Consider the following 22,492-nt stretch of genomic DNA (forward strand, 5'->3'; position numbering starts at 1 on the left):
AGGTCTTGGCGAGTGCAGTCCAGCGCAACGGCCGAGCAGATTATTCAAATTGAATTCGGGCGAGCTTTCCAAGGTGGTCGGAGCCCATGAAGGGGCGCAGCTCAACCGTTCCCGTTGTTCCTTTCGGGAACAACAGGTTGTCGATTGGCAAGGGTATCTGCCAGCTGCCAAGGTTATGAGTGTTCAAGATAGTTCCAAAGCTTTGATTGTCTGCTGCCGCTGCGATCCGCTGAACGCTTTGGCCCCAGGGCACCATATTGAAATCTCCGGCAATCAGAACCGGCCCGTCGAGTTCCCTAATGCGGTCAGCAATCACTTGGCTTTGTTTGGATTGGTCGTAAGGAAACGGCCAGTTCAGGTGTACGGATACAACCCAAACCAGACCGCCGCCGGGGGCTTTGACCTGAACCCCGACAAGCCCATAACCTTCCAGGCAAAACTCGGAACCTTCGACAATTGGCAATGTGGTCAGGATGGCGACGTTTTGTTCGGGGCGAAATTCACAGATCGTTTTTGCCGGGTAATGTTCGAACATGTTGCTCATGAACTTGCGATTGTGACTGGACACTTCCTGCAAGGTCACGATTTCGGCATTGGACTCTATGATGTCATCGGCCAACGGATAGCGTGGCCAGGCCTGGCTCATGAGGTTCTTTTGATACAACGTCAGGCAAGCGCCATTGCAATCACCTGAGGGCGCTGCATAGCTGGTTGCGATTGACCCAATCGCGAGGATGGCAACGGCTATCGCGCTCAAGGCGAAGTAGCGCGCGCCCATGCACAGAAAAATAACGGCGCACGGTAAAAGCAGAACACCAGCCAGAGGGCGAAGCAGGGCGAACGAATCCCCAGCTGCAATGACGGGGCCGGTAAAGCCAATAATGACCAGACCCATCAGCATACTTGCGCAGCCTATGATCAGGTTTCGTACAATCCTGTGCTTGGTCAAAATTCGCATGCTCTGCCTCTGTCGCTTTGTGCGGGGCAATGCATGTGGTTTGCTGTGTCACATGTCCCGCTGTCAAAGCGCGTCATTTTGGTGACAAGCCAGCCTGTCTTTGTCAACAGGCAGAGGTGGAATGTGCCACGTCATCCAACATGGCACATTCGATAGGTTTATCAGCCCTTTTTCAGGACTTCGCGGCCTAGCAGTTCGGCGATTTGCACTGCGTTCAGGGCCGCGCCCTTGCGCAGGTTGTCGGACACGCACCACAGGTTCAGGCCGTTTTCGATCGTCGAATCCTGACGGATGCGGCTGATGAAGGTGGCGAAATCGCCTGCGCATTCGATCGGCGAGACGTAGCCGCCGGCTTCGCGCTTGTCGATCACCATGATGCCCGGTGCCTCGCGCAGGATGTCGCGGGCTTCGTCTTCGTCCAGGAACTCTTCGAATTCGATGTTCACGGCCTCAGAATGGCCAACGAATACCGGCACGCGGACGCAGGTTGCAGTGACCTTGATCGACGGGTCGACGATTTTTTTGGTCTCGACCACCATCTTCCACTCTTCCTTGGTCGAGCCGTCTTCCATGAAGACGTCGATCTGCGGAATGACATTGAAGGCGATCTGTTTCTGGAACTTCTTCGGTTCAACCTCGGTGGTGGGGTTGTAGATGGCTTTGGTCTGATCCCACAGCTCGTCCATCCCCTCTTTGCCAGCACCCGAAACTGATTGATAGGTCGACACGACAACGCGCTTGATCTTGGCGCGGTCATGCAGCGGCTTCAGCGCGACAACCATCTGCGCGGTCGAGCAGTTGGGGTTGGCGATGATGTTCTTGTTCTTATAGTCGTGGATCGCCTGCGGGTTACATTCCGGCACGATCAGCGGAATGTCCGGGTCATAGCGATAGAGCGACGAGTTATCGATCACCACGCAGCCAGCCGCGGCCGCCTTGGGGGCGTAAACCTTGGTGGCCTCGGACCCCACGGCAAAAAGTGCCATGTCCCAACCGGTGAAATCGAATGTGTCCAGGTCTTTGGTCGTGAGGGTCTTGTCGCCAAAAGTCACCTCAGTCCCCAGCGAACGACGGCTTGCCAGGGCGGCAAGTTCATCGACAGGGAACTGGCGTTCCGCCAGGATGTTCAGCATTTCGCGGCCCACGTTACCCGTGGCGCCGACGACTACGACGCGATAGCCCATTTTATGTCTCCAAAGTTAAGGACGCGCGTTCATAGCCGCGTTGCAGCAAAGAAAAAAGAGGAATCGCGCTATTATTCCGAGGATGACGGCGATTTGAGGCGTTTCCCGCCTCAGTCTTGCGCTAACAGGGATCGGTATACGTTGACGATCTCTTCTGCCTCGCCTTCGATTCGAAAATTCTGTTCGATATGCTGGCGGGCGGCGGTTCCGGCGGCGGCCATCTTATCCGGGTCGCTCAGCAGGTCGTGCAGGGCTTCGGCCAGCGCACCAACGTTGTCTTTTTCCACCAGACGACCGGTAACACCGTCCTGAATCTGTGCGCTAAAAGCACCGACACCGTGGCAGGCAATGGCCGGAACGCCCGATGCCATCGCTTCAAGCGGGGTCAGACCGAACCCTTCGTGGCGGGCCGGGGCGACGAACAAATCCAGTGCGCGATAGGTTTCGGCGATTTCCTCCCACGGGCGTTCGCCCAGAAACCGGACACGGTCGGCCAGCCCGGCCTGTTTCAGCTTGGTTTCCTGTTCGCGCTGGAAGGCTTCGAACTCTTTCGTGGCATTGCCGGTAAAGACGATTTTGGCATCAGAAAATGCGGGCAACACTTTTATCGCCGCATCCACTAACAGATCGACCCCTTTTTGGGGCCGAATGCGCCCAAAACACCCGATCAACGTCCCCGTGGGCAATCCCAGCTTGGCGCGCAGGGCTTCCTTATCCTTTGCCGGGTGGAAGATCTGCGTATCTACGCCATGCATGATCACCTTCGCCGGGTGTTGCAGGAATGAGGCCGCCTGTGGTGTGGTGGCAATCAGCGCATCCATTTTCGAGATCAGTTTTTTGGTAAATCCCGAATGATCGCGCTGTGCGGCCGACGTGAACAGCATTCTATAGTTGCGGCGAAATACGGACCTTAGGAACAGCCCCATCAGCATTTCGGTGTTGCGACGCGCATGCCAGACGATAGGGGCCTTGTTGGGCAAAAACAGAGTCTTCCAAAGGGGAATATGTGGAATATTGTCCGGCAACCCTGGCCCCGTGGCGCGGATGTTGATCATTTTTGCCTGAATGGGCAGCAGCCGGATAACAGTTGTGGTCACACCCGAAAGACTATGTTTCAGGTTCGGCGCCAGAACTTCGATATCCTGCATTGAGCTCTCCATACCCGATGATCCGAGGCGGGATCAGTCTATGCTGTCGCGGCTGAATAGATAGATCACGCAACCGATGGCAAGCGCGACCGCGAAAAAGCCGAATATCGCTGTGTAGGGTGCGGTCGGACTGATGTCCACTGTGGCCGCGTGGAGGCGTCCGGTGACGAATTGCGCCAGCCCCACACCGCCGACGCCAAACAGGTTCAGCAAGGTCATGCCGCGCCCCACCAGGTGGGGTGGGGCAAAGGCGCGGCCATGCGCCATGATGACCGGAAAACTGGCGCCCAGAAAACCGAACAACGCCATCAGCAGCACCGAAACCCAGACCGCGCTGTCGATCCACAGACACAGCGCTGCTATTGCCGCCGCGCCCATCGCATTGCCGCCGAAAATCACCCATTTCCGCGTGCCCAGCAACCGGTCCAGCGGGCCATACGCAAATGTGCCTGCAATCATCGCCGCACCCATGATCAGGGTCGCCGTCCCGATCTGAGTGGTGCTAAGGTTAAATATATCGCTCAAGTACGGCCCAGCCCACAGCCCGCGCGTGGCCCCCGAGGGAGCATAGGCGACCAGCATCAAGGGCAGGATTGTCCAAAGCGCGGGTTCTTTCAGCAGGTCCAGCACTGACCCCCTGTGCTCGGTCTCGACCCGTTTTGGGTCATGTACGGTGAACCAGATACCCAGCGCGATGGCCCCCGAAAACAGCGCCAGCACCCACATCGTCGCGCGCCATCCAACCAGTTCGACCGCCAGCGCAGTGGGGTACGAGGCCACCAGATTGCCGACCGATCCAACCCCCAACATCACGGCGGCCAACGTGGCAAAGCGGGCAGGCGGGTATTCCCGCGCGAAAATATAATAAGACGCCATAAGTACAGGCGAGCATCCGACCCCGATCAACCCCATGGCGATGGCGATGTGAAACGGCGTGTGGGCCACGGCAAACAAGGCTGCGCCGCCTGCGCCGCCGACCAGCAAAAGAACGGCCGAGGTCAGGCGCGGCCCGACCTGGTCCAGCGCCCATCCTACCGGCAATTGCATCGCGGCAAAGATCAGAAACCAAAGACCCGAGGCAAAGGCCAGATCCTCGGGAGTGGCACCGATATCGCGGCTCAGATCAACGCTGAGAACCGCCAGAAAGGCGCGAAAAAACTGGCTGAGCACATAGCCCAGGCACAAGACCACCAGACCTGCCTTCATTTTTCGTCCCTTCTACCCCAGCCTGCGCGGAAATGCTTCGCACGTCACGATGCGCCACACAAGCGCGTGTGCTATACTGTTTTCACCGGACAGCGTTCACATTCGGTCTATCTAACTATTTACCCATCACCCCGAGGTGCAGATGAAAGACGCCCAGGCCGCCTTTTATGACAGCCTTCCCCTGCAGCGGGACTTTACTCGACTGGCTCAGCCTGCGCGGTTTACCGCTGTGCCGGATGACTGGGCGCTGGGCGTGGCCGATATCGTTGATTCCACTGGCGAGATTGCCAACGGGCGCTACAAAACCGTCAACATGGTCGGCGCGGCAGTGATCTCGGGTATGATCAACGGGTTGAAGGGGCAGGAGTTTCCCTATGTTTTCGGCGGCGACGGGGCCGGTTTCGCCATACCCGCCAGCGCGGTTGACACGGCTCGAACGGTCCTGGCCCAGCTTCGGCGCTGGGCGGGCGAAGAGTTTGGGATTACTCTGCGCGGGGCCTTGGTGCCTGTGTCCGAAATTAGAATGGCGGGCAAAGACCTGCGTGTGGCACGCTATGCGCCGTCGGACGGAGTGGACTACGCCATGTTTTCAGGTGGCGGGCTGGCCTGGGCCGAGGCGCAGATGAAAAAGGGTCAGTTCGAAGTGCCGGCCGCAGATCCCGGCGCGCAGCCCGACCTGACTGGCCTGTCCTGTCGCTGGTCCAACAGCAGGGCGCGGCATGGAATGATCGTCTCGGTCGTGGTGCAGCCGACATCCAAAGCCACCGAAAGCGATTTTGCCGATCTGGCCCAATCCGTCCTGTCCGCAGCCGATCGGTTAGAGCGCGCTGGCCACCCGGTGCCGGAAAACGGTCCACCGATCAGTTGGCCGCCCCCCGATGTCGCGCTCGATGCGCGTGTGTCACGGGCCGGGCGCAACCTGTTTGCGCAGAAACTCAAACTTTTGGGGCAAAATCTGCTGATTGCGCTGCTGTTCAAGACCGGTAAGCGACTGGGTCAGTTCGACCCCGAGCATTACAAACACATGGTCAGTCGCAATGCCGATTTCCGCAAATTCGATGACGGGTTGAAAATGACGCTGGATTGCGATCCGGCCACCTTATCGCAGATCCGCATGATACTGGAACAAGCGCGGGGACACGGCAAGGTTCGCTATGGTCTGCACGCGCAGGATGAGGCGATGATGACCTGTTTTGTGCCTTCGGCCACACGCGATGATCACGTGCATTTCGTGGACGGCGCTTCGGGCGGTTACGCGCAGGCCGCTGCCGGGATGCGAGGCTAAGGCGCTACTTCGCTTTCCACTTGGCCGCCAGTGCCCGCGCCGCCTGCGCCAATAGCATCACATCAATTCCCACTGCCAGAAACTGCGCGCCTATGTCCATATAGGTCTGGCTTGCCTGATCATTGGTGCCCAGAATGCCAGGTGCCTTACCGGCTGCTTTGATACGGGTGATGGCATCGGCGATGGTGGCCTGCACCTCGGGCGCGGCGCTGTTGCCTTGATAGCCCATGTCGGTGGACAGGTCCGCCGGGCCGATGAACACACCATCAATACCGTCAACCGTCAGAATATCGTCCAGCGCTGCCATCCCGGCGCGGTTTTCCACCTGTACCAGCAGGCAAATCTGTGCGTCCGCCGTCTTGATGTAATCCGTGACGGACCCATAGCCAGTCGCCCGTGCGGCCCCTGCACCGACACCGCGTAGGCCTTTGGGCGGATAACGACAGGCGCGGACCAATTCCTGTGCCTGTTCGGCGCTTTCTACAATCGGTACCAGAATAGTCTGCGCCCCCACATCCAGCACCATCTTGATCTTCGCCGTTTCCCCCACTGGCACGCGTACCACCGGATGCGAGGGGCTGGCGGCCAGCGCCATAAGCTGATCGCGTATCGAACGGATGTCATTCGGCGCATGTTCACCGTCGATCACCAGCCAGTCGAATCCGGCGGTGCCCATGATCTCGGTTGCGATGGGTTCGGCAAAACTGCTCCAGCAACCGATTTGGCGATCTCCGTTGATCAGAGCCTGTTTGAAGGTGTTGTTTGGTGCAGACATGACGGAACCTTTAGGTTAGTGAGCGCGCGATTTCGGTGATGACATCATAGGCCATTCGAACGTCGTCTTCGGTGGTTTCGAACTGACCGGCCTGAAAGCGAATTGCCATAACTCCGTCAACACGGGTTTGGGTCAGGTAAATACGGCCATCGTCGTTGATGGCATTGACCAGCCGCAAGTTCAGCGCGTCTAGATCGGGGTGCCCTTCAGGCGCATAGCGGAACGTCCACAATGACCACATTGGTTGCGTGGTAATCTGGAAATCCGGCTCGGCCGCCAGCCGGTCATGCAGGTCGACGGACCAGTTCACATGGTTGCGCAGCCGTTCGCGCAGCCCCTCCAACCCATAGGCGCGCATCACGAACCACAGTTTCAGCGCCCGGAACCTGCGGCCCAGCGGTACGGACCATTCCGAATAGTTGATGATCCCGTCCTTGCCATGAGTTTTCAGGAATTCTGGACTGATCGCCAACGTCTGCACCAGATCACCCGGGTTTTTCAGGAAATGCGCGCAGCAGTCGAATTGCACACCCAGCCATTTATGAGGGTTGAACACAATGCTGTCGGCCTGATCCACACCGGGCCAATAATGGCGGTATTCCGGGCAGATCATCGCCGACCCGGCCCAGGCCGCATCCACATGCGTATAGAGCCCGTATTTCTGCGCCACCTTCAAACAGTCATCGATCGGATCGGTGGCACCGGTTCCGGTGCCACCAACACACATAATGACACCGGCAGGTTGGAAACCAGAGTCTAAATCAGCCTGAATTGCCCTATCCAGCGCTACAGGATCCATCCCGCGCCAATCTCCCTTGATCGGAACACGTACCAGATTGTCCTGCCCAATCCCCGCCACCCATATGGCGCGGTCCACCGAGGTATGGACCTCGGCCGAGCAATAGACACGAAGCGATTTCTGGCCGAACAGTCCCTGACGATTGCCCTGCCAGTTCAACGCCTTTTCCCGCATGGTCAGCACAGCGGCCAGCGTTGCAGACGAAGCGGAATCCTGGATGACACCGGCAAACTCTTCGGGCAGGTCCAGTGCTTGCCGCAGCCAGTCCATCATCCGCGTCTCCATCTCGGTCGCGGCGGGCGATGTTTGCCAAAGCATACATTGCGGTGCGATGGCGCTGGCCAGAAACTCGGCCAGAACCGAAGGGGCTGAGGCGTTCGAGTTAAAATAGGCAAAGAACCGGGGGTGCTGCCAATGGGTAATGCCGGGCATCACGATATCTTCGAAATCGCGGAAAATGTCCTCGATCGCCTGCGCCTGTTCCGGTGGATGGGCGGGCAGGGCGCTGAAAACTTCTCCGGGTTCGGTCTGGGCGCGCACTGGTTTGTCCCCCACGGTCAGGTGATAATCCTGTGCCCATTCGGATATTTTCTTGCCCCAGTCCGAGAATTCATCCCATTTCATCGCTATCCTCAGCATTGTATGGCGCGGGTTACCCCGGGCTGGTTTTGTCCTGCTGATAGTGATGGGCAACGCGCGCAGAAGGTCAACGATCTTTCGATCCTTCACTTCACCACAAAATGACAACCCTGTGAAAATAACCCATCGGAAAGAGTCTATTTAGGGCTAAATAGGTAAGAACAGCCGGAAAAACCGTTTGTCCCGTTGCAGTGTCGGCGGAATTCGGCAAGAATTTGGTATGACCAATGATGTACCATTGACGTCACGTTCATTGCCCATTGCGTTGCTGCGGGCGCGGGAACGGGTCATGGGACCCATTCGCAAGATGCTGGCGGATGTTGGTGTGACCGAACAGCAATGGCGCGTGCTGCGTGTCCTGAACGAGGAAGGCCCGCAAGAGCCGACCCATATTGCGGACCGTGCCTGCCTGTTGTTGCCTAGCCTCACCCGCATTCTGCAAAAGCTTGAGGTCAAAGGCCTGATCCTGCGGAGTGCGCACCCTTGTGACAAGCGCCGCCAGATCGTCGACATCACAGCCGAAGGAAAGCAGATTATCCAGGACAATATTCAGTTAACCATCCATCTGGCCGAGGATCTGCGCGTCAAGCTTGGGCCCGACCGGCATGAGGCCCTGTTGGACCTGCTGAACGATTTGCGCGAACTGGAATCGTGACACCCCAAATACGAACCCCGCCAGAGACAGGTGCTATCTCTGACGGGGCGGCCAGACGTGTACTGGATTATATGCCTGGCCCGAGGCCGGTTGCGACGGATAGTTCCCGACGGTCCGACCCGCAATTCAGAGAACGCGCCAATCAAAAAAGAAACTGGCTCTCTGTGCCAAAGACATTGGGGGTAACGCCTTTGACCATAGTTCTCTGAAATATTCGCACCCGATAACGCCGCGTGATGCGGGACCCTATGGGGTGTCTTGACGTGGCGGCGGGTGCTTGGGGCCCCGCCGTAACTGTGAGTGGCGGTCAGAGAGCGCGGCACCCCGATTTGCCAGCACTCGTTACCCAGCCATCTTTCAACTTAGAGCTGTCTGAGCGTTTTCCAAGTCCGCCGACCAGATTGTGAACAGCTGTCGGCCAGGGCTTGCCGATAGCTCAGTAAAATTGCAGTGAATTCAGCCGGTATCGCGAGAAGCGGCGACTTGTTCCCGCGGTTCACCGCATTATGATGCGCGCTGGCGGTTAGATTAGGGGGCTGCCATGCCAGACCATTTGTTTTCTCTTCCCGATCCAGTTGTGATTCCGATGCAGGGGCAGGATGTGGCCTATCCGGCGGGGCGGATTTTCTGCGTGGGCCGCAACTATGCCGCTCATGCCGCTGAAATGGGGCATGAGGTCGACCGCGAAGCCCCCTTTTATTTCACCAAATCCGCGCCAAACGCAGTCCTGACTGATGCGTCTGTGCCATACCCACCGGGGACCGAGATTTTTCGTTACGAGATGGAGCTGGTCGTAGCCATCGGCAAGCCCGTTTTCCGCGCCACCAGTGCGCAGGCCTGGGACGCCGTCTATGCCTATGGCTGTGCCCTGGACATGACCCGGCGCGATCTGCAAATCCGAGAGCGCAACAAACAGCGACCCTGGGATCTGGGTAAGGACCTTGAGGCCGGGGCAGTGTTTGCGTCCCTGACCTCGGCTGCGGAGTGGTCACCGCAAGACAACACACGCATTCATCTAAGCGTGAACGGCGACATTCGTCAGGATGCCACGCTGAGCGAACTGATCTGGAAGGTCGACGAAATCATCAGCCATTTGTCTGGATATTACCATCTGCGTCCGGGTGACCTGATCTTGACGGGGACACCCGCCGGTGTTGGTCCAGTGCAGGCTGGCGATGTAATCGAAGGGGGGATTGACGGGTTGCAGCCGATCCAATTGACGCAGACGGATTCAGAATAGACCCTATTTGGGGTCTTTTAGCCAATCGGTTGTGAATTCAACACCGTCCAACCCAGCAAACCGTCGGACGCGGTCCAGCTCGGCCTCCAGCCTGCGTGTCCGCGCGTCGGACCAGCGCACGGATCGCTCCGGCCATAACGCGTTGATTTGCAGAATGCCACGGTCACGCTGGGCTTTCATATCGATCCGGCCAATCAATCGGTCGCCTTCCAGCAGCGGAAACACGTAATAGCCATAGGTCCGTTTGGCGGCAGGAACGAAGACCTCAATCCGATAATGGAACCCGAACAGACGTTCCGCGCGGTTGCGGTCGCGCAGCATCGGGTCAAAGGGGCTAAGCACGCGAATGCGGCTGGACGGGGAAGGCGGGTCTTTCTCGGCCAAATCCGGGCGGGCGAGCAACTTCCGGGCTCTTCCATCGGCGCAGGTGACTTCTATTTCCTCCAGAATGCCCTGTGTTAGACCCTTAGTGCACCAGTCTTTGGCCTCGGCAACACTGACCGTATCCCAGAATGCCGCCAGCTCTCCGGGTGTGGCAAATCCCAGCCGGTCCAACGCTGCGTTGCACAACCAGTCCACGGTCTCCTCTGCGTTGCAGGGCATGTTGCCAGGACACAGATGTGTCTCGATGACCCGCTCGGTCAGATCGTATCGCTTTTGAAACCCATTGCGGCCAACCACGGTCAGCGCGCCCGACCGCCACAGGAACTCAAGCGCTGTTTTCGATGGGTGCCAATCCCACCAACCGCCCGAGCCCTTTTTCTCGTCCTTGCCCACATCCGAGGACGACACCGGGCCATGGTCGCGGATATGTTGCAGGACAGTGGCAAACTGCTGCTCAAACCCGTCCCGGCGCCAGTTTTTCCAGCGGGATTTCAACAAGGCCTCATCACGTTGAAACCGCAGATGCCAATGGGGGTAAAACTCAATCGGGATGACAGCAGCGTCATGAGTCCAATGTTCGAACAGCGCCTTGTCACGTTCGTAAAGCTGTTTGAGGTTTTTGGTGCGATAGGATGGCCTGCGCGAATACAGGATCATGTCATGGGCGCGCGCCACGGTATTGATACTGTCCAGCTGAACAAATCCCAGACGGTGGATCAAATCCAACAAATCCGCACCTTTGGCCCCGCCCGAGGGTGGTTCGGCCAGCGCATGGTGATCCATAAACAATGCGCGGGCCGTTTTGTTGTCCAGCCGCCGCGCCACGGTTTTAGCGCCGCTTCAGGGTGTCGCCGTAGCTGATTTTGGGAGTCAGTGTCAGACGCGTGTCGACCTCGGTATTCGGATCGGCCAATTGTGCGGCGATAATCTCGGCCGCCTTGCGCCCGATTTCAAGACGGCAGGCATCCATCGTGGCAAGCTTGCGTGGTAACCCCTGCAGCAATTCAACATTGTTGAACCCGGCCAGACCAATCTGTCCCGGTATGTCGATGCCCTGTTCCAGCAAGTACAGCAATCCACCAGCACCAATCATATCGTTGGAATAATACAGGAAATCCAGGTCGGGTGAACGATCCAGCATGGTCTGCGTCATCTCGCGCCCTTTGGCCAGGGCCGATCCACCGGAATAGAACTCGCGATCTTCGATCTCGATCCCGTTTTTGCCCAGCACTTCGGTGAAGCCTTCGAAACGTTTCCGCGCGCGGTGATCCAACGGCATCTTGGTGCCCATGAAACCGATATGTTCATAGCCCGCTTTCAGGATCGCAGCGGCCATTTCGCGCCCGGCGCGGCGGTGCGAGATGCCGACCATCGCGTCCACCGGTTTGCCGTCCGTATCCATGATCTCAACCACCGGAATTCCGGCTGAATCCAGCATTGCGCGGGCGGCTTCGGTATGTTCCAGTCCCGCGATGATCACACCCGACGGCCGCCACGAGAGCATCTCGTACAGGACTTTTTCTTCTTTCTCGGGCATATAGTCGGTAACGCCGACCACAGGCTGCAATTCAGTGTCTTCCAACACCTGATTGATACCGGTTAGAACCTCGGGAAAGACCATGTTCGACAGAGAAGGAATGATTACCGCGACCAGATTTACGCGGCTGGAAGCCAGCGCGCCTGCAATCTTGTTGGGCACATATCCCAGTTCCTTTGCAGCAGCCAAAACGCGGGTGCGGGTGGCATCGGATACGTCACCCCGGTTCCTCAGGACCCGACTGACCGTCATTTCGGACACCCCTGACGCTTCGGATACATCACGAAGGGTAAGCGGACGTTTTGTTTCTGTGGTCACGGAGGGCACCTGCACTGTTGTTTTGCCCGATGGTAGCGTGAACGGGACTTGATTTACAACTGTTGTGCAAAGGTCATGACAACCTGAAAAAACCGGGTTACAGAGAGCCTTGCGCGGCCCCGTGGCTCAACTGGATAGAGCAGCCCCCTCCTAAGGGGCAGGTTGCAGGTTCGAATCCTGCCGGGGTCGCCAAATTTGCTGAAACACAGCTATAGGCGGCCGGGCGGTCAGTTAGTGTGCGACGACATTCAAGTATAGGCGTCAGCAGTTTGATCGGTCAGCTTGCCCGATGCCAACGCTGCCAGTGCCACCATCACGGCGGCCGTGCCCAGGACCAGGGAAAGACCTCCGATTTGATAGGTCAGCCCGGACAGGACGGTGCCAACAAGGCGGCCCGTTGCGTTGGCCATGTAGTAAAATCCGACATCCATCGTCACCCGTTCCGATTTTGTGAAGGCTAGGATCAGGTAGGAATGCAGCGATGAGTTGACTGCGAAAACCGCGCCGAACAGCAGCAGGCCCAGCACCAGCGTGGCGGTTAACCATGTTTCGGGGCCTGAAGAGAACAGCACCGCAACTGTCAATGCGGCAGGTGCGCAAAACAAAGCTGCGGCCCAGCTGCGGGCGGCGCGGATCAGGTCTGCTTCGCTGCGTTCACTGGCGCGCAGTATCTTGGGCGCGCTGGCTTGAACAGCGCCATACAAGATCACCCAAACCGCCATGAAGGTACCGATCATGAAAAAGGCCGCGCGGTTTCCTTCTTGGGTACCGTCGGACAGCACGGCGTAGAAATAGATTGGGATGCCGACCACGAACCACACGTCTCGGGCGCCAAAAAGAAAGACACGCGCCACCGAAAGCCAGTTCACATTGGCGGATTTCGAGAACACCTCGGAGAATTTTGCCCCCTTGCGCCCTTTGGGCAGACCTGCGGGCATGAACAGTATTACTCCAATCAATATCAGTGCCAGAACTGCGGCCATAATCAGGATCGCCATCATGAATCCCAAGGTGGCCAACATCACCGCACCCAGCAGAAAGCCCAGCCCTTTCACCGCATTCTTGGATCCGGTCAGCACCGCAACCCAACGAAACAGCCCGCCCCCCTCGGTGGGTGCCAGCAGTTTCACGGAAGACTTCGAGGACATCTTGGCCAGGTCCTTGGCCACGCCGCTGGCCCCTTGCACCATCATCACAAAGGTCACCGATGCTGCGATGGTCCAGTTCGGGTCCAGTTGCGTCATCGCCAGCAAGGCCAGAACCTGCAGTCCCAGACCGGCATAAAGCGTCGAGGTCAACCCGAACCGCGCCGCGATCCAGCCCGCCGTCAGATTGGTTACGATCCCTGCGATCTCATACAGAACAAACAGATAGGCCAGTTGTATCGGGGAAAAGCCTACCGAATGAAAATGCAACAGCACCAACATGCGCAACGCACCGTCGGTCAGCATAAACGCCCAATAGGCGGCTGTGACCGCGATATAGGCCGACAGACCTTCGGGCCGTTGTGTCACAGCCCCGACCCAACCATCAGGGCAACGTCCACCAGGCGATGCGCATAACCCATTTCATTGTCGTACCAGGCATAGATTTTTACCTGCGTTCCGTTCACCACCATGGTCGACGGCGCATCCACGATCGAAGAGCGTGTATCATTGGTGTAGTCGGTCGACACCAAGGGCCGCGTTTCATAACCCAGAATGCCTTTCAGGTCCCCTTCGGCGGCGGCATTGAACAGGGCGTTAACCTCTTCTGCGGTCGTCTCGCGCTCGACTTCAAACACGCAATCGGTCAGCGAGGCGTTCAGTAACGGCACCCGCACCGCGTGGCCGTTCAGCCGCCCCGTGAGTTCCGGGTAGATCAGCGTGATTGCAGTGGCCGATCCGGTGGTGGTCGGGATCAGCGAATTCAACGCCGAGCGCGCGCGGCGCAAGTCTTTGGCCGGTCGATCCACAATGGTTTGCGTGTTGGTCACGTCGTGGATTGTGGTCATCGAGCCGTGGCGGATGCCGAGGTTGTCATGGATCACCTTGACCACCGGCGCCAGGCAGTTGGTGGTGCATGAGGCCGCAGTGACGATCTGGTGTTTGGTCGGGTCATAGGTGGCATCGTTGACGCCCATGACGATATTGGCAGTCGGTCCATCCTTGACCGGGGCCGAAACGACAACCTTTTTCACGCCAGCCTTGAAAAAAGGGGCCAGCTTGGCCTCGGTCTTGAATACGCCAGTACAGTCGATCACCACATCGACACCGTCCAGTGGAAGCGCATTCAGGTCCTTGGTGCCAATAAAAGGCAAGCGTGTGCCATTGATCGTGACACTCTCTGCGTCATGCTCGAAATTGGCGTCCCAGCGGCCATGCACGGTGTCAAACTCCAGCAGATGCGCGTGCATTTCAGGGTCACCCACCGCATCATTGATCCAAGCGATCTTGGCGCCTTTTTCCAGCAATGGTTTCAGCGCCAGCTTTCCCATCCGGCCCAGACCGTTCAGTGCGTAAGTTGTCATTGTTCTTCCTCGACGGGCGTTCTGCCGATGTCATCGACAGCAGATTGCAATGCGATCCGGTCGAGGCTTTCGACCGGCAAAGAGGTGAAGGCTTCGATCCGGCGCTTGAGCGCACCATAGGTGTTCTGGAAGGCCAGACTTTTCTCGGCATCCGTACCGGTAGCCTTGACCGGATCCATCATGCCCCAATGGCCACTGATCGGCTGGCCTTCCCAGGCCGGGCATTCTTCGTTGGCGGCCTTGTTGCAAACGGTAAACACGAAATCCAAGTCGGGCGCGTCGGGGCCCGAGAATTCTGATACGTTTTTGGATCGCAAGGCCGAGGTATCGTGGCCCTTGTCACCAAGCACCTGCATCGCAACTGGGTTCAGTTCGGAAAAGGGCTTTGTCCCGGCCGAGTAGACGTTGAACCGGTCGCCTGCGGTGTCGCGCAGCAGGGTCTCGGCAATAACGGAACGCGCCGAGTTCCCGACGCAGATAAACAAGACGTTGAATTTCCGACCCGTCATTGCGCCAATCGCAGGCTCAGACGGCATGCAGATATCAGGACGGCCACGGCAGCAATCGTTCAGCAGAAAGCCGAGCATGTTCTGCACGTTCTTCATTTCAACCGAATAGAGTAAAGAGGTCCCCGTCCGCTTTTGCGTCACCAGCCCGGATCGTTGCAAGGCGTTCAGATAGTTCGACAGAGTGCTGGGTTTGATATCCAGCTCTGTCGCCAATTCACCCGCCGGAACAGTGTCAGGAAAGCGTCGCATCAATATGCGAAACACCGAAATACGTTGCGGGTGGCCAAGGACAGCGAGTTGGTTTGTTATTCGATTTATCATATTTCATGAAATATCGAAATAATACACAAACAACAATCCCTAACCTGCACCGTTACAAAAAATTCACATTTGTTGTCAGTGAATGTTCACGCTTGGGCCCGAGCAGCCAACAGCACCGCTTCCCCAAACGGGAGCAAAAAGCACGGGGAAACCAAAAAGAAGGAGGCTTGCGCGTACCACCCCGACCGTTTAAATGAACCCTCGCTTGCCTCGATAGCTCAGTTGGTAAAGTAGGTCCTTCGTAATTAGCGGACCCCCGCGAGAAAGACTTGTGAAACCAAAGAGTTCGAGGCAAAGGGGTAGAGAATTAACAGGGCCATAGTAAGGTCCAGAAAGCCGCTGTAGCTCAGCTGGTAGAGCACGTCATTCGTAATGATGGGGTCGGGGGTTCGAGTCCCTTCAGCGGCACCAGTTTATCCTAACCCTCAGGCCAAACCGCTTTCACGAATTCGTTTGTTCGCACCGTTTGCTCACCTGATTCCAGTGATTGAATTAGAAGCACCACCACTTATTCCTGTAAGAAGGCGAGGATGGGTAGTTATTCAGTGCAGCAAGCCGGGAAATATGTTTGTAGCCCGTCTGAAACATCATCCGCAATGTTAGTGTCGAACCCAATCTCGATTTATCTCGGCGGCTTTCAGGGGCTATGAACGTGGTTTCCCGCTAAATGCCAACCTTACCGACAACTGTGAAAAACTATTTCAAAGCAGATCAGATTATTGGCGAAAGCTGCATCCTTTTGATCGTGCAAAAGTTCTTATTGAGAAGATCAGGAAGTTTCTCACTCGCAGCAAAACGTCTTGCCGGATCCCGGTCCTGCCACAACTAGCAGCGGCCCCTAAATAGACTGACTTACCTCTAGCTGCTCCGGATTTGGTGGTGCACGCATTACATGTCCCTATTTTTAGTGCAATCAAATCCAGATTGTCTGGCTGGTCAACACCAGTCTGAAATCATCAAATGACAATACTGCTCACAGCCTGCACATGGATCTGAACTAGTCTGCACTAGTTCGCCTTGTCAGTACCTATGTTATTGGAGACCGAAGCTGCGGACACAAGACGGACATTGACAAGCACGTCTTCCAGATCAAACTTCACCTGTGGCGCAAGTTCTTGACTTAAATTGAAAAAGTGGTGAGCCGTGCAGGATTCGAACCTGCGACCCACTGATTAAAAGTCAGTTGCTCTACCAACTGAGCTAACGGCCCACTCTTTTGTTGGATCTGTTCGATCCGTGGCGCTCTCTAAGGTATTTTCCCGACCGGGTTCAAGCCCTTATTTTGCACCTCGTTTCGCCGTCACTTAACTTGTTTCCGGCGTCCCGATAGGCGGCCTAATTAGGGAGGTGACGCGGGGGGGTCAACCCCTTTTTTCAGGAATCTGCATCGCAGGGTGGATTCCTTTCAAGCGCATGGTTATATGCGCGCCATGCAACGAATGATGACCTCTGGTTTGCCCTTCATGAAGATGCACGGGCTTGGCAATGACTTTGTCATTGTAGATGCGCGCGCGCAAAGTGTTGAGATTTCGCCTGCGCTTGCTCGGGGAATCGGGCACCGACAGTTTGGCGTGGGTTTCGACCAGCTGGCCGTGATAGAAAACGGTAACGCAGATGCGCATCTGGTGTTTTATAACGCCGACGGGTCGACCTCAGCGGCGTGCGGGAACGCCACGCGCTGTATCGCCCGTTTCCTGATGGAAGAAAGCGGCAAATCGGAACTGACGCTGACCACCGAACGCGGCACGCTTTTTGCCTGCGATGCCGGGGACGGCATGACCTCGGTGAACATGGGGCAACCGCAGCTGGAATGGCACGAGATTCCGCTGGCCGAAGAGGTTGGCACACTGGAATTGCCGATCGAGGGTACTCCGACCGCGACCGGCATGGGTAATCCCCATTGCACGTTCTTTGTCGAAAACGCCGAGGCGATTCCCCTGGAAGAATTTGGCGCGCGGTACGAATATCACCCGCTGTACCCTGAGCGCACCAACGTGCAGGTGGCGCAGGTCATCGGACCGGACCACATCCGCATGCGTGTTTGGGAGCGGGGCGTGGGAATCACGCTGGCTTCTGGCTCGTCCTCTTGCGCGACGGCTGTGGCTGCTGCCCGTCTTGGTCTGACCGGGCGCAAGGTGCAGATTGACCTGGACGGTGGCACCATCTGGGTCGACTGGCGCGAAGATGGGGTCTGGATGACCGGTCCGACCTGCCATGTGCTCTCGGGCACTCTGACCCCGGAATTTCTGGGTTCGCTGGGATGAGCGCGCCCAAATTCACCACGCTCGGCTGTCGCCTGAACGCCTATGAGACCGAGGCGATGAAAGAGCTGTCGCAACAGGCAGGTCTAACCGACGCGGTGGTGGTGAATACCTGCGCTGTGACGGCTGAGGCCGTGCGCAAGGCCCGGCAAGAGATTCGCAAGCTGCGCCGTGAAAACCCCGACGCGCGGCTGATCGTGACGGGCTGTGCCGCGCAAACCGAACCCGAGACCTTTTCCCGGATGGAGGAGGTCGATGCGGTGATCGGCAACACCGAAAAGATGCAGCCGGACACCTGGAAAGGCATGGCCGCGGATCTCATCGGTGAGACCGAGGCTGTGCAGGTCGACGACATTATGTCGGTGACTGAGACAGCGGGACATCTGATTGACGGATTCGGCACCCGCTCGCGCGCTTATGTGCAGGTCCAGAATGGCTGTGACCATCGCTGTACCTTCTGCATCATTCCTTATGGCCGCGGTAACTCACGCAGCGTCCCTGCGGGCGTGGTGGTGGATCAAATCAAGCGGTTGGTGGACCGCGGTTATAACGAGGTTGTTCTGACCGGCGTTGACCTGACCTCGTGGGGGGCGGACTTGCCCGCAGAGCCCAAGTTGGGCGATCTAGTCATGCGTATCCTGAAACTGGTGCCCGACCTGCCGCGTCTGCGTATCAGTTCCATCGACTCGATCGAAGTGGATGAGAACCTGATGCAGGCGATTGCCACCGAGCCCCGGCTGATGCCGCATCTTCACCTGTCGCTACAGCACGGCGACGACCTGATCCTGAAACGGATGAAACGCCGTCACCTGCGCGATGACGCCATCCGCTTTACCGAAGAGGCCCGCAAACTGCGCCCCGAGATGACCTTTGGCGCCGACATTATCGCGGGCTTCCCGACCGAGTCTGAGGCCCATTTCGAGAACTCGCTGAAACTGGTCACCGACTGCGATCTGACTTGGCTGCACGTCTTCCCCTATTCCAAGCGGGAAGGCACGCCAGCGGCCCGCATACCGCAGCAGATCAACGGGAAAATCGTCAAGGACCGTGCCGCCCGGCTGCGCGCCGCGGGTGAAGTTCAGGTCGCAAAGCATTTGAATGCCCAGGTCGGCAAAACCCATCACATCCTTATGGAAAACCCGCATATGGGCCGCACCGAGCAATTCACTGAGGTCTCGTTCGGAGCACCTCAAACCGAAGGGCAGATCGTGACGGCCAAAATTTTCGGTCGCTCAGACACACAACTGACTGTCTGAGCCAGAACCAGCCCAACGACGGACACCTGAATATGGCAGATAAAATGGATTCTGATGAGGAACGGAAATCGATTAACAGGGCGATTGCTATTTTTAGTATAATCTGGATTTTGTTTGTTATTTGGGTTGTTTTCTTTCCTCAACACCTGCCCATAACTAAAATCCGCTATCTTGCATACCTCTACATAGTTGTGTGGTGGCCTGTAGCTTTCATGGCGCACTCATCCAAGAAAAGTCTAAAATAGTCGATCGGCTAGAAGAATACACGGCCCTTGAAACAACACGGGATGGTTCAAGTGTAGCATTCGAGGCACTTAAACAAAAAAGCCCGGCGCTGAGCACCGGGCCTTTCTAAATCATTGGATAAGCGCGATCAGACGGTCTTTTTGCCTTTCACACCTGCCCACAGGCGCTTGTTGACCAGATACAGCAGCACCGACAACAGCGACAGGAAGATGACACCAACGAAGCCCGAGTATTTACGCTCCATCATCTTCGGCTCGGCGGTCCACATCAGGAAGGCTGAGATGTCCTCGGACAAGGCTTCGACCGTGGCCGGGTGACCATCGGCGAATTCCACCTGATCTTCGGCCAGCGGCGGTGCCATCGAAATCCAGCCACCGGGGAAGGCGGTGTTTTCGTACAGGATCGTGCCGGCCTCTTCTTTTTCCTCACCGGTATAGCCATCCAGCAGCGACGCGATGTATTCCGCGCCACCCATGCCTTTGAAGAACTGGTTGATGCCCAGACCATAAGGACCGTGGAAGCCCGCACGGGCCTTGGCCATCAGGCTCAGGTCCGGTGCGCCAACGCCGTCATTGGCCGGAAAGTGATCGGTTGGGATGGCCGGGCGGAAATCGTCCAGCTCGGGGTCGAACACTTCGAAGTTGCCCGCCGCATATGCGATGACTTCTTCTTCCGAATAGCCCAGCGCTTCAAGATCGCGCAGGGGCACGTATCTCAGGCCGTGGCAAGCCGCGCAAACCTCGGTATAGACCTGAAGCCCGCGCTGCAGCTGGTTCTGATCCCAGGTGCCAAACGGCCCCTCGAACGAGAAGTGGAAGTCCTCGATATGCTGCTCGCCGCCGCCTGCCGCGAAAGACGCAGCAGGGGTAAGAGCGATGGCAAACGCGGCACCGATTGCAAGTTTCTTGAACATGTTTCCGGTCCCTCTTCTTACTCGGCCGGCGTGGCGTCGGCGTCAGCCTTGCCATAATGCGCGTTGAAGTCTTCTTCGATGGTCTCGGGCTGAGCCAGAGGTTTCTCGATCACGCCAAGGATCGGCAGGATCACGAAGAAATAAGCGAACCAATAGGCGGACGCGATCAGCGAGAAGGTCGCATAGGGCTCTTCCGCGGGCATCGCACCCAGCCACATCAGGGCAAAGAAGTCGATGATCAGCAGGTAGAACCACCATTTGAACAACGGACGGTACTTACCCGAACGCACGGTCGACGTGTCCAGCCAGGGTGCCAACGCCATGGCCAGGATCGCACCGAACATCGCGATCACACCAAAGAACTTGGCGTCGATGATGCCTCCGGTGATGAAGCTGGCGAACTGCACAACCCAGACTTCACCGGTAAAGGCACGCAGGATCGCGTAGAACGGCAGGAAGTACCATTCGGGCACGATGTGTGCAGGCGTCACCAGCGGGTTGGCTTCGATGTAGTTGTCGGGGTGGCCCAGATAGTTCGGCATGAATCCGACAACCGCCCAGAACACGACCAGGATCACAGCCAGTGCGAACAGGTCCTTGATCACGAAGTACGGCCAGAACGGCAGCGTGTCTTTCTCGGCCTCGGCTTTCGAACCACGGCGCACTTCAACACCCGTTGGGTTGTTGTTGCCGGTGGTGTGGAAGGCCCAGATATGCACGATCACCAGTGCCGCAATGACAAATGGCAGCAGATAGTGCAGCGAGAAGAAGCGGTTCAGCGTGGCGTTGTCCACTGCGGGTCCGCCCAGCAGCCAGGTCTGGATCGCGTCACCCACGAACGGGATCGCGCCAAACAGGCCGGTGATCACGGTTGCACCCCAGAAGGACATCTGCCCCCAAGGCAGAACGTAGCCCATGAAGGCAGTGCCCATCATCATCAAGTAAATCAGCATCCCGATGATCCACGTGATCTCACGCGGGGCTTTGTACGAGCCGTAGAACAGGCCGCGGAAGATGTGGATGTACACCGCAACAAAGAACAGCGACGCGCCGTTCATGTGCAGGTAGCGCAGCATATAGCCGCCATTCACGTTGCGCATGATGTGCTCGATGCTGGCAAAGGCCAGATCAACGTGAGGAGTATAGTGCATCACCAGAACGATACCGGTGACAATTTGCAGTGCGAGACAGAAGGTCAGCACGATGCCCCAGATCCACATCCAGTTCAGGTTCTTTGGTGTGGGGATCATGAGGGTGTCATATAACAGACCGACGATGGGCAGGCGGCTGTTTAGCCACTTCTCGCCGTTTGTCTTCGGCTCGTAATGATCGTGGGGAATTCCGGACATAAGTTTGGGTCTCCCTTAGCCGAGTTTGATGGTGCTGGCGTCCACCCATTCAACGGGCGGAACGGGCAGGTTTTCAGGTGCGGGGCCTTTGCGAATTCGTCCGGCTAGATCGTAGTGCGATCCGTGGCAGGGGCAAAACCAACCACCGAAATCACCCGCATCGCCCAGAGGGACACAGCCCAAGTGGGTGCAAACGCCCATTTGAACAATCCATGCGCCGGGCGCTTCGCCTTCGGGCGACGGCATCACGCGGTTGGCATCCGTTGCGGGCGCATCGGCGGGCAGGTTGAAGTTGCGCGCCAGCGGATCAGGCAGTGCATCTACGCCTTCGGCGTCCTGTTCCTGAGCCTCTTGGATCTCAGCACCGGTACGGTGACGGATAAATACAGGCTTACCCAGCCATTTGACGGTCAGCTGCGTGCCCGGCTCGACACCGCTGACGTCCTGGCGAATCGAGGACAGCGCCTGAACGTCCGCCGATGGGTTCATTTGGTTGATCAGGGGCCATACGGCTGCACCCGTCGCAACGACACCTGCGCCGCCTGCGACGTAGTAGAGGAAATCTCTGCGGGTGCCTTCGTGGTCTTCTGCGTGGGACACGAGGTTTTCTCCGATTCCGGCGCCCGCGGCTGCGGGCAAACATGCATCAGCACCGCATCAAAGCGGCGTCTCATCGCGGCTATCTAGCCGGGAGAAATCGGTTCGTCCAGCGGTCATAGGCGCGCAGGACGCCTCAACAGGGCATTCATGTCACAACGACGGGGTATTTTTTCAAGATGGGGGCGGATTTAAGCGGGAAAAACCGCCGCCTGTCCAAACTTGCTACCCATGTGATTCGGATGAGGCATGCCGAGGGTGAAACCGGCACACAGAACCGGGATTTGCCCCGCAAGAAAGCGAGCATCGGGCAATATTTAGCCCAGATTCTGCCTCCCTAGATTCCACTTTGCTGGAATGTGTGACCAATTAAAAACTGAGTTAAAAATGTATATTTTATAAC

Annotated in this window: 19 protein-coding genes and 3 tRNA genes; 7 read left to right on the forward strand and 15 right to left on the reverse strand. The window is 57.4% G+C overall.

The annotated features are described in order from the left end of the window. Positions 1-40 precede the first annotated feature (40 nt). The 4 genes from AB1A64_RS16785 to AB1A64_RS16800 form a co-directional block, all read right to left on the reverse strand. Positions 41-958 carry an endonuclease/exonuclease/phosphatase family protein gene (locus AB1A64_RS16785; protein ID WP_366552466.1) on the reverse strand — a complete coding sequence of 306 codons (918 nt, stop codon included), beginning with the start codon at positions 956-958 and terminating at the stop codon, positions 41-43. A 161-nt stretch (positions 959-1,119) separates the two neighbouring features. Then, on the reverse strand, positions 1,120-2,142 hold the full coding sequence (locus AB1A64_RS16790) for an aspartate-semialdehyde dehydrogenase (protein ID WP_170591181.1): 1,023 nt from the start codon (positions 2,140-2,142) through the stop codon (positions 1,120-1,122). Between the two features lie 110 nt (positions 2,143-2,252). Continuing rightward, on the reverse strand, positions 2,253-3,290 hold the full coding sequence (locus AB1A64_RS16795) for a glycosyltransferase family 4 protein (RefSeq protein WP_366552467.1): 1,038 nt from the start codon (positions 3,288-3,290) through the stop codon (positions 2,253-2,255). A gap of 33 nt (positions 3,291-3,323) precedes the next feature. Next, positions 3,324-4,496 (reverse strand): MFS transporter, encoded by a 1,173-nt coding sequence (locus AB1A64_RS16800; RefSeq protein WP_366552468.1) that lies wholly within the window; start codon positions 4,494-4,496, stop codon positions 3,324-3,326. Between the two features lie 142 nt (positions 4,497-4,638). Between AB1A64_RS16800 and AB1A64_RS16805 the strand changes: the two genes are divergently transcribed. Continuing rightward, a complete protein-coding gene (locus tag AB1A64_RS16805; RefSeq protein ID WP_366552469.1) occupies positions 4,639-5,781 on the forward strand; it encodes a DUF3095 domain-containing protein in 1,143 nt (380 codons plus the stop codon). Positions 5,782-5,785: 4 nt separating this feature from the next. On the opposite strand, the gene AB1A64_RS16810 is transcribed toward AB1A64_RS16805, so the two are convergent. Both AB1A64_RS16810 and AB1A64_RS16815 read right to left on the reverse strand, forming a co-directional pair. Next, positions 5,786-6,556: an HpcH/HpaI aldolase/citrate lyase family protein gene (locus AB1A64_RS16810; RefSeq protein WP_366552470.1), complete on the reverse strand. Its 771-nt coding sequence runs from the start codon at positions 6,554-6,556 to the stop codon at positions 5,786-5,788. Between the two features lie 10 nt (positions 6,557-6,566). Further along, positions 6,567-7,979, reverse strand: coding sequence for a pyridoxal-dependent decarboxylase (locus AB1A64_RS16815; protein ID WP_366552471.1), 1,413 nt, complete (start codon positions 7,977-7,979; stop codon positions 6,567-6,569). Between the two features lie 235 nt (positions 7,980-8,214). On the opposite strand from AB1A64_RS16815, the gene hpaR reads away from it, so the two are divergent. Together hpaR and AB1A64_RS16825 are read left to right on the forward strand one after the other, a co-directional pair. Beyond that, positions 8,215-8,649: a homoprotocatechuate degradation operon regulator HpaR gene (gene hpaR / locus AB1A64_RS16820; protein WP_366552472.1), complete on the forward strand. Its 435-nt coding sequence runs from the start codon at positions 8,215-8,217 to the stop codon at positions 8,647-8,649. 541 nt (positions 8,650-9,190) lie between these two features. After that, entirely contained in the window at positions 9,191-9,889 is a 699-nt protein-coding gene (locus tag AB1A64_RS16825) for a fumarylacetoacetate hydrolase family protein (RefSeq protein ID WP_366552473.1), read from the forward strand. A 3-nt stretch (positions 9,890-9,892) separates the two neighbouring features. Here AB1A64_RS16825 and AB1A64_RS16830 read toward each other — a convergent pair whose 3' ends face one another. Together AB1A64_RS16830 and AB1A64_RS16835 are read right to left on the reverse strand one after the other, a co-directional pair. Next, positions 9,893-11,056, reverse strand: a complete 1,164-nt coding sequence (locus AB1A64_RS16830; protein WP_366552485.1) for a crosslink repair DNA glycosylase YcaQ family protein — start codon at positions 11,054-11,056, stop codon at positions 9,893-9,895. A gap of 46 nt (positions 11,057-11,102) precedes the next feature. Then, a complete protein-coding gene (locus AB1A64_RS16835) occupies positions 11,103-12,128 on the reverse strand; it encodes a LacI family DNA-binding transcriptional regulator (protein WP_366552474.1) in 1,026 nt (341 codons plus the stop codon). A gap of 115 nt (positions 12,129-12,243) precedes the next feature. Between AB1A64_RS16835 and AB1A64_RS16840 the strand changes: the two genes are divergently transcribed. Continuing rightward, positions 12,244-12,320, forward strand: a tRNA-Arg gene (locus tag AB1A64_RS16840). A 56-nt stretch (positions 12,321-12,376) separates the two neighbouring features. Here AB1A64_RS16840 and arsJ read toward each other — a convergent pair. From arsJ to AB1A64_RS16855, 3 genes are read right to left on the reverse strand one after another with little or no spacing between them, the layout of a single operon-like run. After that, on the reverse strand, positions 12,377-13,642 hold the full coding sequence (gene arsJ, locus AB1A64_RS16845; protein WP_366552475.1) for an organoarsenical effux MFS transporter ArsJ: 1,266 nt from the start codon (positions 13,640-13,642) through the stop codon (positions 12,377-12,379). Next, positions 13,639-14,637 (reverse strand): ArsJ-associated glyceraldehyde-3-phosphate dehydrogenase, encoded by a 999-nt coding sequence (locus tag AB1A64_RS16850; RefSeq protein WP_366552476.1) that lies wholly within the window; start codon positions 14,635-14,637, stop codon positions 13,639-13,641. Before AB1A64_RS16850 ends, arsJ begins: the two co-directional genes overlap by 4 nt. Beyond that, positions 14,634-15,467 carry a helix-turn-helix domain-containing protein gene (locus AB1A64_RS16855; RefSeq protein WP_366552477.1) on the reverse strand — a complete coding sequence of 278 codons (834 nt, stop codon included), beginning with the start codon at positions 15,465-15,467 and terminating at the stop codon, positions 14,634-14,636. Before AB1A64_RS16855 ends, AB1A64_RS16850 begins: the two co-directional genes overlap by 4 nt. Before the next feature lie 335 nt (positions 15,468-15,802). Here AB1A64_RS16855 and AB1A64_RS16860 point away from each other — a divergent pair. Beyond that, positions 15,803-15,878 (forward strand) — tRNA-Thr (locus tag AB1A64_RS16860). A 723-nt stretch (positions 15,879-16,601) separates the two neighbouring features. Here the strand turns inward: AB1A64_RS16860 and AB1A64_RS16865 are convergent. Beyond that, a tRNA-Lys gene (locus tag AB1A64_RS16865) sits at positions 16,602-16,677 on the reverse strand. A gap of 211 nt (positions 16,678-16,888) precedes the next feature. Here AB1A64_RS16865 and dapF point away from each other — a divergent pair. Continuing rightward, positions 16,889-17,731 (forward strand): diaminopimelate epimerase, encoded by an 843-nt coding sequence (dapF, locus tag AB1A64_RS16870; RefSeq protein ID WP_366552486.1) that lies wholly within the window; start codon positions 16,889-16,891, stop codon positions 17,729-17,731. After that, entirely contained in the window at positions 17,728-18,984 is a 1,257-nt protein-coding gene (mtaB, locus tag AB1A64_RS16875) for a tRNA (N(6)-L-threonylcarbamoyladenosine(37)-C(2))-methylthiotransferase MtaB (protein WP_366552478.1), read from the forward strand. Before dapF ends, mtaB begins: the two co-directional genes overlap by 4 nt. Positions 18,985-19,357: 373 nt before the next feature. Here the strand turns inward: mtaB and AB1A64_RS16880 are convergent, their stop codons facing one another. The 3 genes from AB1A64_RS16880 to petA are packed head-to-tail and all read right to left on the reverse strand — an operon-like array spanning position 19,358 to position 22,092. Beyond that, positions 19,358-20,143: a cytochrome c1 gene (locus AB1A64_RS16880; protein WP_366552479.1), complete on the reverse strand. Its 786-nt coding sequence runs from the start codon at positions 20,141-20,143 to the stop codon at positions 19,358-19,360. A gap of 17 nt (positions 20,144-20,160) precedes the next feature. Next, complete coding sequence (gene petB, locus AB1A64_RS16885) at positions 20,161-21,492, reverse strand: cytochrome b (protein WP_366552480.1); 1,332 nt, start codon at positions 21,490-21,492, stop codon at positions 20,161-20,163. Positions 21,493-21,507: 15 nt separating this feature from the next. Beyond that, positions 21,508-22,092: a ubiquinol-cytochrome c reductase iron-sulfur subunit gene (gene petA / locus AB1A64_RS16890; protein ID WP_366552481.1), complete on the reverse strand. Its 585-nt coding sequence runs from the start codon at positions 22,090-22,092 to the stop codon at positions 21,508-21,510. Positions 22,093-22,492 lie beyond the last annotated feature (400 nt).

The sequence above is a fragment of the Ruegeria sp. ANG10 genome (assembly GCF_040705255.1).
Taxonomy (GTDB): Bacteria; Pseudomonadota; Alphaproteobacteria; order Rhodobacterales; family Rhodobacteraceae; genus Ruegeria.